The sequence below is a fragment of the Xanthobacter sp. SG618 genome (assembly GCF_012932745.1).
GTDB classification, from domain to species: Bacteria; Pseudomonadota; Alphaproteobacteria; order Rhizobiales; family Xanthobacteraceae; genus Xanthobacter; species Xanthobacter flavus.
In genome coordinates this window covers 35,645-49,692 of record NZ_JABBHL010000003.1, presented here as the reverse complement: position 1 = coordinate 49,692, position 14,048 = coordinate 35,645, and the positions used below count along the sequence as shown (strand labels likewise).

Below are 14,048 nucleotides of genomic sequence, written 5' to 3'. Positions count from 1 at the left end.
CCTTGTGGTCAATGGGATGCGGCCGCCGCGGGTTCGGGCGGGGCGGCGCGTTTGGGCTCGCGCCGGAACAGCACGTAGAGCGCCGGCAGCACGAGCAGGGTGAGGATGGTGGAGGAGACGATGCCGCCGATGACCACGGTGGCGAGCGGCCTCTGCACCTCCGCGCCGGGGCCGGTGGCGATGGCCATGGGCACGAAGCCGAGGGACGCCACCAGCGCCGTCATCAGGACCGGGCGCAAGCGCGTCAGCGCCCCCTCCCGGACGGCGGTGACGATGTCGCGACCCTCCGCCCGCAACTTCTGGATGAAGGCGATGATGACGAGGCCGTTCAGCACCGCCACGCCGGACAGGGCGATGAAGCCGATGCCGGCGCTGATGGAGAGCGGCAGCCCGCGCAGGATCAGGGCCGCGATCCCGCCGGTGAGCGCCAGCGGCACCCCGGAGAATACCAGCGCCGCATCGGCCATGGACCCGAAGCTCATGAACAGCAGCAGGAAGATGAGCAGCAGCGCGATGGGCACCACGATGGCGAGGCGCTGCGTCGCCGACACGAGCTGCTCGAACTGTCCGCCCCAGCCGATCCAGTAGCCGGCGGGCATCCGGACCTTCTCGGCCACCTGCCGCTGGGCTTCGGAGACGAAGGAGCCGAGGTCCCGCTCGCGCACGTTGGCGCTCACCACGATGCGCCGCTTGCCGTCCTCCCGGCTGATCTGGTTGGGGCCGGGCGACACCGAGAGGCTGGCGATGGCCGAGAGCGGCACATAGCGAATCTGCCCCGTGGCTGCCGGCGTCCAGGCGGCGCGCACCGCCCGTTCCGGCGCGGCCGGCGGCAGGGGAATCGGCAGGTCGCGCAGCGCCTCCACGTCCGTGCGCAGGTTCTCCGGCAGACGGACGATGATGTCGAAGCGCCGGTCGCCCTCGAACAGGACACCGGCCTCGCGCCCGCCGACCGCGATCTCGATCAGCTCCTGCACCTCCGCCACGCTCACGCCGTAGCGCGCCATGGCCGGCCGGTTCAGCGCCACCGTGAGCATGGGCAGGCCCGAGACCTGCTCGCTCTTCACGTCGGCGGCGCCGGGGACGGTGCGCAGGACCGACTCCACCTGCCCCGCCACCTGGAGCAGCGTGTCGAGATCGTCGCCGAAGATCTTCACGCCCACGTCGGAACGGATGCCGGAGATCAGCTCGTTGAAACGCAGCTGGATAGGCTGCGACAGCTCGTAATTGCTGCCGGCGACCTGCTCCGCCGCCTTCTCGATGTCCTCCATCACGGCGCTCTTGGCCTTGCCGGGGTCCGGCCATTCGGTGCGCGGTTTCAGCATCACGTAGCCGTCGGAGATGGAGGGCGGCATGGGGTCCGTCGCGACCTCCGCCGTGCCGGTGCGGGCGAACACCTCCCGCACCTCCGGCACCCCGAGCAGGGCCTTCTCCAGCGCCTGCTGCATCTCCAGCGACTGGGTGAGACTGGTGCCCGGCACCCGGAGCGCCTGGATGGCGGCATCACCCTCGTCGAGGCTCGGGATGAACTCGCCGCCCATGCGGGAGGCGGCGACGCCCGACGCGATCACCAGCGCCGCCGCACCGACGGCCACGAGGGCGCGCAGGTTGATGGCGGCGTCCAGCAGCGGCGTGTACAGGCGCCGCGCCGCGCGCATGATGAAGTTCTCGTGCTCCGAGACCTTGCCCGTGACGAGCAGCGCCACCGCCGCCGGCACGAAGGTCATGGAGAACAGCGCCGCCGCCCCCAGCGCCATCAGCACCGTGAAGGCCATGGGCGTGAACATCTTGCCCTCGACCCCGGTGAGGGTGAGCACGGGCAGATAGACGACGGCGATGATGAGCGTGCCGAACAGGCTCGGCCGGATCACCTCCTTCGCGCCGGCGAGGATGGTCTCGAAGCGCTCCGCGCGCGTCAGCAGGCGGCCGCGCCGGTGCTGCTCCTCGGCGAGGAGGCGCAGGCAGTTCTCGACGATGATGACCGCGCCGTCGATGATGATGCCGAAGTCGATGGCGCCGAGGCTCATGAGATTGGCGCTGACCTTGTTCTCCACCATGCCCGTGATGGTGAGCATCATGGAGAGCGGGATGACGCAGGCCGTCACCAGCGCCGCGCGGAAATTCCCGAGCAGCACGAACAGCACCACGACAACGAAGAGCGCGCCTTCGACGAGGTTCTTCTCCACCGTGGCGATGGTGGCTTCCACAAGGTGCGCCCGATCATAGACGGCTCGCGCGACGACGCCCTCCGGCAGGGAACGGGAGATCTGCTCCAGCCGCGCCGCCACGCGCTGAGCGACGGTGCGGCTGTTCTCTCCGATCAGCAGCATGGTGGTGCCGAGCACCACCTCCTCCCCGTTCAAGGTCGCGGCGCCGGTGCGCAGCTCCCGGCCTTCGCGCACCTCGGAGACGTCGCCGATGCGGATGGGCGTGCCGCCCTTCGAGCCGATGACGATGTCGCGGATGTCCTCGGCGCCGGCCACCTGACCGGGCGTGCGCACCAGATACTGCTCGCCGTTGCGCTCGATATAGCCCGCCCCGACATTGGCATTGTTGGCGGCGAGCGCGGTCATCACGTCCCGGAACGAGATGGAATAGGCCATCAGACGCGCGGGATCCGGCAGCACGTGGAACTGCCGCTCGTAGCCGCCGATGGTGTTGACCTCCACCACCCCCGGCACGGTGCGCAGCTGGGGCTTGATGATCCAGTCCTGGATCGTGCGCAGCTCGGTCGGGGTGAAGGGCGTGCCGTCCGGCTTCTTCGCCCCCGGCTTCGCCTCCACCGTGTACATGTAGATTTCGCCGAGGCCGGTGGAGATCGGGCCCGGAGCAGTCTCGACGCCCTGCGGGAGCTGGTCCTTCGCCTGCTGGATGCGCTCGTTGACGAGCTGGCGCGCGAAGTAGATGTCCGTCCCGTCGCGGAACACCACGGTGACCTGCGAGAGCCCGTAGCGCGAGAGCGAGCGCGTGTACTGGAGCCCCGGCAGGCCGCCCATGGCGGTCTCGATCGGGAAGGTGATGCGCTGCTCCACCTCCAGCGGCGAGAAGCCCGGCGCCTGGGTGTTGATCTGCACCTGGACGTTGGTGATGTCCGGCACCGCATCGATGGGCAGGCGGGTGAAGTTCCACGCGCCGAACGCGCCAACCATCAGGCAGGCGAGAACCACCAGCCAGCGTTGGCGGATGGAGAAGGCGAGGATGGCGTCGATCATCGCGCGCCCTCCCGCCGGACGAACGGATCAGTGCTCATGGCTGGCGCTCCCCTTGGCGAGTTCCGCCTTGACCACGAAGCTGTTCTTCGCCGCGTAGACGTCGCCCGGCATGAGGCCGAACACGACCTCCGCAAGGTCGCCATCGCGCGCCCCCGTCTCCACGTCGCGCGGCTCGAAGGCGTCGCCGTTGCGCACGAAGACCACCGTGCGCCCCTCGATGGATTGCAGGGCCGAGAGGCGCACCGCGAGGTCCACGGGCTGCTCGGCGAGGGTGATGGTGCCGCTGGCGAAGAGCCCCGGGCGCAGCCGCAGGCCGTCGTTGGGAATGACCACCCGTGCCAGAGCCGACTGGGTGTCCGCCAAGCCGATGGGCGAGACGTAGGAGACCTTGCCGACGATGGGCGGCGCCCCGTCGTCGGGGTCGATGGCCACCGCGTCGCCCACCCGAACGCGGGCGAAGTCGCGCCGGTAGACGGAGAGATCCACCCACAGCGTCGAGAGATCGGCGACGACGAAGGACGGCTTCTGCTCGGAGGCGTATTCGCCGAGCGCCACCTGACGGTCGACCACGGTGCCGGCGATGGGCGCTTTCAGGTCGTAGCTGGTGAGGCTCTGGTTGCTCTCGATCACCGCGAGCACGTCGCCCTTCTGCACGGTGTCGCCGATGCGCTTGCGGATCTCGCGGACGATGCCGGGAAATCGCGGCGTCACCTGCACGACAGCTTCCTGGTTCGTCTGCACCAGCCCGTTGAGCCGGAGCGTCTGCCGCAGGGTGCCGGGAGCCGCCGTCTCCAAGCCGATGCCGGCGGCAGCGAGCTTGGCGTCGTCCAGCTCCACCGCACCTTCGCCATGGCTGTCGCCGTGGCCGCCTTCCGCCTTTTCGGCGTGGCTGTCTTCCGCCGCATGGCTGCCGCCCACCGGCGCGGCGCGGTCCGAGAATGTGTAGGCGGCACCCGCTCCGGCCATCAGGCCGACGAGCAGCATCGCGAGGTCCCGTCGGGCCGAGCGGCTCATTTGGATTTTCCCTTGGCGAAGGCGACGGGGCGGCCGGTGAGGCCTTCGATGGTCGCAAGCGCGGTGTGATAGGTGACGAGCGCGTCGAGTTCGCGCAGGGATGCGTCGGTGAGGGCGGATTGCGCGTCGAGCAGTTCCAGCAGCGTGTAGCGGCCCTGGGCGTAGCCGGTCTCCACCCCTTCATGGGCGCTGCGCGCGCCGGGAATGGTGCTGCCGCGCAGCAGCGCCACCTCGTCGAAGGCGGCCTTCAATTGGTCGTGGGCGCGCCCGAGCTGGGACACCAGCGCGCTGCGGGCGATCTGTTCCTCCGCCTCGGCCCTGAGGAGCGATTCCCGCGCCTCGCTGATGCCGCCCTCGTTGCGGTCGAACAGCGGGATGGGCACCGACAGGGTGAAGATCATCCCGCTGTCGGCGGTCTCGTTATAGTGCCGGTAGCCGACGCCGAGTGTGACGTCCGGCACCGCCTTCGCCTGGGCGGAGCGCAGCTCGGCGCGGCGCTGGGCCTGAAGGGCTGTGAAGCGGGTGAGCTGCGGGTTGCCCTGTGCGGACTTCAGTAGCTGCGGCAACGGCGGCGGCGGCGCCACCCGCACCAAGTTGCCCGTGGCGCGGGAGAAGTTCGCGGCGCCGAGGCCCATGAGGAGCGCCAGCTCCCGCCGGGCCGTGCCGAGGGCCGCCTTTGCGCGGTCCAGCTCCACCCGCGCGAAATCGGCTGCCACCCGGGCGCGGGAGATTTCGGACGGCGAGGATGCGCCCGCTTCCACCCGTTGCTGGAGAAGGGGCGAAAGCCGGCCGATGGCTTCGGCCTGGGCCTGGAGGATGTTGACCCGCTGCTGCGCGCCGAGGACGCCTGCGAAGGCCGCCGTCGTCTCCGCCAGCACTTGCAGGCGGATGGCCTCGCGCTCCCAGCGGGCGATGCCGACGCCGGCGCCGGAGGCCGCCATGCGGGCCTCCCGCTTGCCGCCCAGCTCGACCAGCTGGCTGATCTGAAGCGTCTGCTCGGCAAGGTCCAGCCCCTGGTAGGGCCCTGAGCCGAACGCGTTGTCCACCTCCAGCGAGAGGTTTGGATTCGGCAGCGCCGCGGCTTGCCGGTCGCGGCCGGCAGCCATGCCGATGTCACGCTCGGCGGCGGTGAGCCGTGGATTGGCTGCGAGCGCGCTCGCGAGGGCACTGGTAAGGGTCAGCGGGCGTTGGGTCTCCGCGCGGCCGGGCAGAGCGGAAAGCAGCGCGAATGCTGCCCCGAGCGCGAGCGCGAGAGCCTGCCCGTTTGCACGGGGCGGCATGATCTGATCCGGAGTCTGATTGCGATGGGCCGATGCAGGGCATCGGCGCGCGAACAGAGGGGATCAGGCGCGCGGGGGGCGGGGGTCGGCGGGAATAGCGCGGCCGGAGCCGAAAGCCGGGCTGGCGGCGCCCGTCACAGCCACCACCTCGGTCAGCCGGGTGGCATCGGCGGCGGGGAGGAGCACGGCAGCGCAGCCATGGCAATCATGGTCTGCGGCGGGAACGACGTGCTTCGGCTGGGCGGGGTCGCCGCTCTTGGCGCTGTCGACGGCCGCATCCCGTTGTCCCGCCGGCGGAATGGCAGCATCCGCAACGGCCACGGCCGCCGCGAACGCGGGGCTGTCCAGATCGTCGGAATGATGGGTGAGAAGCCCGGCGGCGACGGGGGCCGCAACCATGGACAGCACGACGCAGGCCGCGATCAACCGGCGCAGCGCCAGCGACCACAAACGTGCAAACTGCCATGCCGAGGTTCGGAGCATGGCGAGGAGAGAGCCCAACCCCACCTGGAATGTCAAGCACGGCGACAACGTCAAGCCGCCTCGCGGCCAGTCGATGTCGGGCGCGGCGTCGATGGGCTTCTTCCCCCCTCGGATGGAGAATGATGCGCTGCGGGTTCGGCGTGTGCTCCGGGGCGCCCTCTCACGATGGGCCAGCCGGCAACGCAATCCCGTCCCGAGCGTTTTTCCCGTTGTTGATGGGAGCAAACCATGCGTCTCGAAGGTTCGTGCCACTGCCGCGCCGTCCGGTTCACCGTGGAGGCTCACTGTCCGGTCCCCTTCATGCACTGCCACTGCTCCATCTGCAGAAAGACAGCCGGGAGCGGCGGCTTCGCGATCAATCTCGGGGCGAAGGCGCAGAGCCTGAAGGTTCGTGGGCGCAAGCATGTGAAGGCGTTCAATGCGCTCCTTCGGGAGCCCGGCCGCCGGGCAACGCGATCACCGGCCGAACGAAACTTCTGCGGGGAATGCGGAAGCGCATTGTGGCTTTGGGATCCACGATGGCCGGAGCTTGTCCACCCGCACGCGTCGGCCATCGATACGCCGCTGCCGAAGCCGCCCGAGGTGGTGGAAGCAGGCCTGGACTATGCACCACACTGGGTGGATGTGCCGAGCGGCCCCGATCACGTCCGAAGCGGCACCTGGCCGGGCGAATCCCTCGAAGAGTGGCACAGGCGGCAAAATCATTCTCAGCGAATGAAGTTGGACGGTGGGTGTTCGACAGGCCGTTCAGGCGTGATCCTCTCGTGTGGCCTTCCTCAGCCTCACGCCCGGCCCCTCGCCGTTCTCGGCAACGAAGATCACGCCGGCGGCTTCCAGGGCGGCGCGGATGGCAGCGATGTTCGCCTCGGTGATGGTCGGCAATCCGTCGACGCTTTCGGCGCGCCGGACCGTGGCGACCCCTAGCTTTGACCTTTCCGCGAGCGTTTCAGCACTCCACCGAATGAGGCCACGCGCGGCTCGGATTTGAGCGCCTGTGATCACTTTCCGATCTCCTGATTGACATTCGCTCAATCCATCCACATGATCGGTTTCATATCAGTTAATGCGTTTCCGATCAATCAGGAGCGTTTCAATGCCGAACCCCACCGTTCCGGCAGCCGCCCCCGGCTTGCCTGCCGCCGAGAAGCCCGTCGATCCGGTCATTGCGCTGATCGCCCAATGGCGCGAGGCCCGCGCCGAGTTCGCCTCGCGTCCGCCGACCGATACCGAAAGCTGGCATGACGCCCACGGGTGGATGGTCGACGACGATCTGAACCAAGCTCCCTCGGCACAAAGTCTCGAGGGCGCAATCGCGGCGCTGGAGTTGGCCCTGATCGAATCCGACTTCGCGCCCGCGCTGGTCCGATCGGCACTCGGCTTCCTGAAGACGTTCACCGCTCCGGTCGAGCGGCCGGCGACACGAGCGGAAATGGAGGCCTACCGCGAGTGGCTCGCCATGGAGGGGCGCCTCCTCGGGATGGAACTCTATCCGGAGATGGGAGACGATGCCGATCGCGTTATCCCCTGCAACACCGGCGCCGGCGAGCTCCATCTGCCGCCCTGTGGCTCCTGGAGGAAAATAGCGAAGCCGTCGTCGCGAGCAGTGCGAATACTCACGGCTGTCGGCGCAAACTTCGAGAAGATCGCCCGCTGCGGAGAAAAAGGCGGCGGTATATTGGGACCGGACGAGGCGACCGGATCGGAAGACGAGGCCCACCATGGCTGATCCGATCTTCGCCGCCATCGCAGAACACCAGCAGCGCCGTGCCGAGCACGAGGCTGCATTCGACGTGGCGGGCGAGGCCGAAATGGCCGATCGCGCTGATGGGCCTCTCGCTGCCCAAGCCGGGGCCCTGCGCGACGCTGCCTCCGAACGGGAGGTCGAGGCCTTGCAGCACGTGCTGCACACCGTGCCCCTCACGACCGCCGGCATGTTGGCGTGGCTGGACCATATCAGCGGGCCGGCCGGTTTCGACGGCATCGCCCCACGCGATGAGGACGTGGCGGCGATCTTCGGCACGATGCGCGCCTTTGTCGTCGGGTCGGAGGGCGGCGCATGCGCGTGATCGCTGCGGCCCTGCGCGAGCTGATAGCCGCCGGTCTCGCCGGTGACGAACTCGTGGCTGCCGTCGCCCGCATCGAGGCCGCCCTGCCGGCTGGCGCATCCGCCGGTGGGTTTGAGAACGCCGTGGAGCGCAAGCGAGCTGCGGACCGCGAGCGCATGCGCTTCCGGCGGCAGGAATGCAGCCCCGATGATTGGCTGACCCTGCGAGCCGATGTGTTCGCTCGAGATGGCTATGCCTGCGTCTATTGTGGCTCTGGAGACGAGCCCCTCCATTGCGACCACGTCATGCCACTTTCGCGAGGAGGACGATCGGTGATGGAGAACCTCACCACGGCCTGCGCATCCTGCAACATCTCAAAAGGGGATCGAACCCCACAGGAGTGGGCCGGACCATGCCAGTGACCGCGGACACCCTTCGCCGCCTCTGCGCCCTCGGGCTCAGCGTGGATCAGATCGCAGGCGTCGTGGAGATCATGGACGCCGAGGACGAGGGCCGGCGCGCAGCCCGCCGCGAAGGCAATCGCCTTCGGCAGGCAGCTCGTCGCCAGCGTGACGCTGGTCACGACGGGTCACGCGTGACGGTGTGTGACGCAAAACCTGTCACGCGTGACCCCTCTCCCGAGGAAAAAAGAAAGGCCTCCCCCTGCACCCCCTCTAAAGAAAAAACCCAACCCTCTCCCAATTTCACCCCGTCGGTTCCTAAAGGAACCTCCTCCCCCTCCGCGACGGATTGCGATGCGGCGGATCGTCAGGAGGAACTTGCCGAGGCGCTGGCGGCGTTCAACCGGATGGCGGCCGAGGTCGGCCTGCCCGAAGCGCAGGGAATGAGCCGGAAGCGCCGGCTGGCCCTGAAGGCCCGATTGCGGGACTGCGGAGGGATCGCCGGCTGGCGGATCGCCATGGATCGGGTTCGGGCTTCACCGTTCCTCCGCGGCGACAACGACCGCGGATGGCGGGCGAGCCTGGATTTCCTGCTGAAGCCCGAGAGCTTCGCGAAGCTCATGGAGGGGGCGTACGACCCGGCGCCTGGAGCGAGGCGTCAACGAGCGGAGCCGCGGTCCTCGATGGCCACAGCGATGGCGGAGGTCCTCCTCGAACACCCGGATTCCGAGTTCGGAAAGCGCGCCAGGGCGGCCGGCTTCCGGAGAGGCGATTTCCGCGGCGGCGGCGACGCGATCATCGCCGGCATGGCGCGGGTGGCGGAGCAGAGGTTCGGGCAGTGGCCGGGATCATCGGATGGACGGGTGATCGATGGAGCCGCAGATGAGCTCTTCGGCGACTATTCTGACGTCTGATATTGGGTGCTCGATTTCAGATGCAGCAGGCTGATACCTACTGGGCATGAAGTGGCTAGGAGTCTTGGAAAGCCAACGAAGAAGTACTCGCCAAAACAAACAGCGTGGGCCAAGGATGAGGTGGTCAGGCTAATTGTGCTCGCCGTGGCACCAAACCGAGAGGAGGCGCCATGATACCCCAAGCCTGTACCCGATTTCCTTGTCCGTCCCCAGGCTGCGAACACTGCGACCCGCTCATCATGAGCCTGCCCGTTCCGGATACCGCGCCGCCGCCCTACCGGCCTAACTGGGAATGCCCGCGCTGCCACAAGATCAACGCTCGGGGCGTGGAGGTCTGCGACTGCTCTCAGGATAAGAGGGAAGGCGAGGCGAGCGGTAATACTGGCCTCTTTCGTCGAAGCCCTTGAGGCCGCGCGGCATTCCGCGATGGTCTCCGATTGCAATGACGGCGAGGTGATCAACGACGAAAACGATGGCCTTGCCTCAGGTCTGCCCGGGGTATGAGCTGAGCCGCCGCTGGCGCTGGCGCCAGCGCCGCGGCCACCGGAGCACGGCGCTGAGGACGGGCCATGATCTACGCTCGCCGCCTGGATGACATTCCTCTGTTCGCCGACGAAGCCGATATCGCTCGCGCCGTTCTCGGTCCGGGCCGCGTTGCTGAGTGGAGGGCGATGGCGGTTGTTCTGGAGCGTGAAGGTCTCCCCCGCGTGGATCCGATGATGGGCCGAAGGTGCTGGCCTGCGGTGAGAGAGTGGTTCACGAAAAGGCCTGCACCTGCACGCGCCACCCCACTGCCACCTCCACCTACGAAGGTCGGTGCTACGAAAGGGCAGCCTCCAGGCGACGCCCCTGGCCTCAAGTGGCGCAGCCGGAAGAAAGGCCGAGCCGCCTACTGGGTTGCACGCCACGACATTGTGAAAAAGGGCTATCGGCCGGAGACGGTCCGCATCCACTTCAACCCGCAAGAGCCTGACCACTTGCAGGAGATCGCGGCCCGCTGCCGCGTCCTTCAGCAGGAAATGCTCACTTGGGCCGGCGAGGGACGGGCTGCGGCCGAGACCCGCCCCCATGACGGGAGTATGGCCTCGCTGATCCGGCTTTACCAGACGGACGAGGCGAGCCCATACCGCGACATCAAGTGGAACACCCGTCGGACCTACGACCAGATCGTCCGCTACATCGAGACGAGCTACGGGCTCGTCGCGCTGCACGAGATCGGCATCCGCGATATCCGGCGCTGGTACGATCAGGCCAAAGCCCCGAAAGATCCTCGATCGCCCGAGACGACGCGCAAAGCTCACGGCGTGGTGACGATGCTCCGGCGCCTGTTCGGCTATGGCGTCATGGCCGAGGTTCCAGAATGCGAACGGCTGGCCCGGATCATGGCTGAAGCCCGCTTCAAGCAGCCGGCACGTCGGCGCGAACGCCTCGATGCGTCGCATGTGACTGCCTTCATCGCCTCAGCCATCGAATCGGGCCGCCTATCGCTCGCTCTCGGAACGGCAATCCAGTTCGAGACGACGCTGCGCCAGCGCGACGTGATCGGCGAATGGTTGATCGACGATGGCACGGCTGCCAACGGAGTAGTGCACAAGGGACGCCGGTGGTCTGACGGTCTGACTTTCGAGAACATCTCGGGCACCGTGATCCGCAAGCGAACAAGCAAGACCGGCAAGGTGGTCGAACATGACCTGTCAGACCTCCCGGACACGCTCGCAGAACTAGATCTCATACCGGTGGATCGAAGGACCGGCCCAATAGTCCTGAATGAGGAGACCGGGCTCCCTTACACGAAGTTGAACTATATCAAATGGTTCAGGATCATTGCCCGCAAAGTCGGCCTTCCCGACGAGGTGTGGAATATGGATGCACGGGCCGGTGCCGTGACGGAAGCTCTCGATGCTGGCGCCCAGCCGAACGACGTGATGAACGCCGCTGGCCACACACAGCTTTCGACCACACAGGGCTACGACAGGACCAGCCTCCAGAAGGCTTCGCGGGTCGCCAAACTCCGGGTCGCGAGCAGGAGGAAGTCGAATAGTAGCGGGCAACCCGACCCCGCCTAGTCTCGTCATAGGCTTGCAAGGCGTGGATGCCATGGTGCCCCTCCAAATTGGAGGAAGAAGCTATGGCACCGCGCGCTGAGATGCCCCTGTTCCCCTGCGAAGCCGATATTGCCAGGGCGGTCCTCGGGCCAGGGCGTGTTTCCGAATGGAAGTGCCTGGCCCCGTCACTGGAGCGGCAGGGCCTGCCGCGCATCGACCCGGTGTTCGGGGGAAGGTACTGGCCCGCGGTGAAGTTGTGGTTTGATCGCAGGGCCGGGATCACGAACGTGACCGTGCCGGCGCGCCCTCGTGATGGAGACGTTCGGAGTCGCGAAAACTGGCCGTCCTGAGCGACGCGGTGCTGTAGAAGCAGGGCGGAGCGTTCGCCCTCACCCCGCACTGAACAGATCGTCGCCGCGCTCGGCCACCATGAGCGGGTTGAGATGCTGCACGATACCGGGCTTCGGCTTGCCGCCCTGGAAGGAGAACGGCAGTTCGGGCGCGTTGGGATCGGCACGGTTGGCCTTCTTGATGGGCTTAGGTGCAGAGAAAGCGGCATAGGGCAGGCGCTCGACCGGAGGCAGTTGCGGGCGCCGCCCAGCGAACCACTCGCGCATGCTGACGATCTGGAGCCTCGGCACCCGGCCATGCACCACTGGCGCAAAGCCGGCGACCACAGCTTCCTTCTCCATCGCAGCGGTAGGATCGTCGAGGCAGATGAACAGGCCCATCTCGGCCTTCTCGCGTTCGAGCACGCCTCGAAACTCGCGCACCATTGCGGGACCGACGTTCTTGCCGGCCTTCACGGACGTGAGCATCCGTCCGTAGGGACGCCCTGGCCCATTGGGAAAGAACAGCTCGCCGTCGATCCCGCGATCCGCCCCCTTCTTGACTTCCTTCAGGATGTGCACGCCAACGAGGTAATTGGCCCACCACTGGAATTGGAAGGGATCGGAGGCCGCAAGCCGGGCCGCAGTCTCGAAATCTGCTGGGATCCCGCTTGCCTTTGGTACACGGTCCGGTCCGAAGGCTTCACTTAGGCGCTTTTCGATAACGTGGATCGCATGGATGGATACGTCGATGCCCATCCATCGGCGCCCAAGTTTTTCCGCTGCATGCACACTTGTTCCACAGCCACAAAATGGGTCTAAGATTATATCCCCAGCGTTCGATGATGTCGCGATTATTCGCTCCAAAAGAGCTATCGGCTTCTGGGTTGGATACCCAATGCGCTCCTTGGCCTGCGAGTTTAAGGCCGGAATGTCAGTCCATAGGTTCTGAAGGCGAACTCCTTTACTTTCGTCGAGATATTGCTTAACCCGAAGTTGCCCCCCGGGTCGCGCCGGATAATGCAACCTTCCTTCTGAATCATAGGCTTGCATGCGTTCTAGTTTTACAGCCCAGCCATTCGGGTGCGGCTCGTACTTCTGCCCATTACTTGCACAATAGTTGTATTTTAAATTTGGGCGGAGCGCGGGGTTCCTCAGGCTAACTGACTGCCATCGACGACCATCAGGATCCATGTTTGTGAATTTCCCAGCGACGTAATCGTCCGAAAATTCATGATATTGTTGGTTCCATGTATAATTGCGCCCGCGCGTCACGAAGAAAATAGAATCTGTCAGCGCTCCATAGTTGGCCGAAACGTTGCCATGACTGGAACTGCGCTTCCAGGTGATTTCCGATTTAAAGCAGTCTGGACCAAAAATACCATCAATAATTATTTTGAGATAATGCCCTGCTGTCTGATCGCAATGCAGATAAAGAGATCCTGTATTCTTAAGAGCGCGCCTTAACTCAGAGATGCGAGCCGCCATCATCACGAGATATGCCATCATATCGCTCTCTCCTAGCGCGTTTCGGAATGCGCCAAGGAAGGAGGCGGTGCTCCCGCCACGGAGCATTAGATCGTGAAATGCAGCTTCCGCTTCCTTCCCCCACGACCAAAAGTCCAAAAAAGCAGCGACCTGAGCTGAGGCGACATCTTCCCGCGGGCTCTTGAACAGAACATTGTAACGGGCTTGAGAGTTGAACGGTGGATCGAGGTAGACAAGGTCGACGCTCTCGTCGGGCACATGCTCGCGCAGCACCGTCAGGTTGTCACCGAAGAAGAGCTTATTGGACACGACCCACCCCCATGGCTTCCAAGCATCCTGCGGTTGTGGTGTCGCTTCGTCACCGCAATTCTTAACGTTTGGTTAATTCCCTGGATGGGGTTCTGCCCACACGATCTTTGCCGCTTCCGAGGCCGTCGGCGCCGCTTGATGCTCGCGCTGGATGATCACGACGATGCCAGGCCGCACGTCGGAAGCAGGCACGGCATCCGCCTGTTGCGCCAGATCTTCGAGCACTCGGATCGCCTGGACCGCTGCACCCTTGGCCTCGTTCTGATCCCTCAGCTCCGTCAAGCGATGGACGTTGCGTGGACGCTGCGATGCTTTGAACGCGGCCATCTCCATGTTCAGGGCAGCCCGGAACTTCGGGTCCTGTGCGCACATGCGGGCGTTGCGCTCGGTCATCCCCGCCTCAATGGCGGCCTCTGTGAGCTTGAGGCCTCGCCACACCATGCCGTCGATCAGGGCACGACGCTTCGGCGTCATCGGGTCCGGCGTGGTCAGCTCGGGAAGATCGTGGTCGTCGGTCTCGTCGGTCATCGT

11 protein-coding genes and 1 pseudogene are annotated in these 14,048 nt (G+C 66.1%); 6 read left to right on the top strand and 6 right to left on the bottom strand.

Going from position 1 to position 14,048, the window contains the following annotated elements; translation table 11 throughout:
- Positions 1 to 8: 8 nt before the first annotated feature.
- From FHT36_RS09615 to FHT36_RS09600, 4 genes are all read right to left on the bottom strand, one after another.
- A complete protein-coding gene (locus FHT36_RS09615; protein ID WP_169122300.1) occupies positions 9 to 3,209 on the bottom strand; it encodes an efflux RND transporter permease subunit in 3,201 nt (1,066 codons plus the stop codon).
- A 27-nt stretch (positions 3,210 to 3,236) separates the two neighbouring features.
- The gene (gene ihpB / locus FHT36_RS09610) at positions 3,237 to 4,223 is read right to left on the bottom strand and encodes a divalent metal ion exporter adaptor subunit IhpB (RefSeq protein ID WP_169122299.1); all 987 of its coding nucleotides are present in this window, start codon (positions 4,221 to 4,223) and stop codon (positions 3,237 to 3,239) included.
- Positions 4,220 to 5,503 carry a TolC family protein gene (locus tag FHT36_RS09605; protein ID WP_168456732.1) on the bottom strand — a complete coding sequence of 428 codons (1,284 nt, stop codon included), beginning with the start codon at positions 5,501 to 5,503 and terminating at the stop codon, positions 4,220 to 4,222. Before FHT36_RS09605 ends, ihpB begins: the two co-directional genes overlap by 4 nt.
- A gap of 63 nt (positions 5,504 to 5,566) precedes the next feature.
- Positions 5,567 to 6,040: a hypothetical protein gene (locus tag FHT36_RS09600; protein WP_169122298.1), complete on the bottom strand. Its 474-nt coding sequence runs from the start codon at positions 6,038 to 6,040 to the stop codon at positions 5,567 to 5,569.
- 174 nt (positions 6,041 to 6,214) lie between these two features.
- Here FHT36_RS09600 and FHT36_RS24405 point away from each other — a divergent pair.
- The 6 genes and pseudogenes from FHT36_RS24405 to FHT36_RS09565 all read left to right on the top strand — a co-directional run.
- Positions 6,215 to 6,578: pseudogene (locus FHT36_RS24405) on the top strand (GFA family protein); the annotation flags it as partial.
- 501 nt (positions 6,579 to 7,079) lie between these two features.
- Positions 7,080 to 7,712 carry a hypothetical protein gene (locus FHT36_RS09590; protein WP_169122297.1) on the top strand — a complete coding sequence of 211 codons (633 nt, stop codon included), beginning with the start codon at positions 7,080 to 7,082 and terminating at the stop codon, positions 7,710 to 7,712.
- A complete protein-coding gene (locus tag FHT36_RS09585; protein WP_169122296.1) occupies positions 7,705 to 8,052 on the top strand; it encodes a hypothetical protein in 348 nt (115 codons plus the stop codon). Before FHT36_RS09590 ends, FHT36_RS09585 begins: the two co-directional genes overlap by 8 nt.
- The gene (locus FHT36_RS09580; RefSeq protein WP_169122295.1) at positions 8,043 to 8,453 is read left to right on the top strand and encodes an HNH endonuclease; all 411 of its coding nucleotides are present in this window, start codon (positions 8,043 to 8,045) and stop codon (positions 8,451 to 8,453) included. The genes FHT36_RS09585 and FHT36_RS09580 overlap by 10 nt, the downstream gene beginning before the upstream one ends.
- A 41-nt stretch (positions 8,454 to 8,494) precedes the next feature.
- The gene (locus FHT36_RS09575; RefSeq protein WP_169122294.1) at positions 8,495 to 9,346 is read left to right on the top strand and encodes a hypothetical protein; all 852 of its coding nucleotides are present in this window, start codon (positions 8,495 to 8,497) and stop codon (positions 9,344 to 9,346) included.
- A gap of 569 nt (positions 9,347 to 9,915) precedes the next feature.
- Positions 9,916 to 11,412, top strand: coding sequence for an integrase (locus tag FHT36_RS09565; protein WP_246702146.1), 1,497 nt, complete (start codon positions 9,916 to 9,918; stop codon positions 11,410 to 11,412).
- 368 nt (positions 11,413 to 11,780) lie between these two features.
- On the opposite strand, the gene FHT36_RS09560 is transcribed toward FHT36_RS09565, so the two are convergent.
- A complete protein-coding gene (locus tag FHT36_RS09560; protein ID WP_169122293.1) occupies positions 11,781 to 13,517 on the bottom strand; it encodes a DNA methyltransferase in 1,737 nt (578 codons plus the stop codon).
- Between the two features lie 72 nt (positions 13,518 to 13,589).
- Positions 13,590 to 14,045, bottom strand: coding sequence for a hypothetical protein (locus tag FHT36_RS09555; protein ID WP_169122292.1), 456 nt, complete (start codon positions 14,043 to 14,045; stop codon positions 13,590 to 13,592).
- Positions 14,046 to 14,048: the final 3 nt, after the last annotated feature.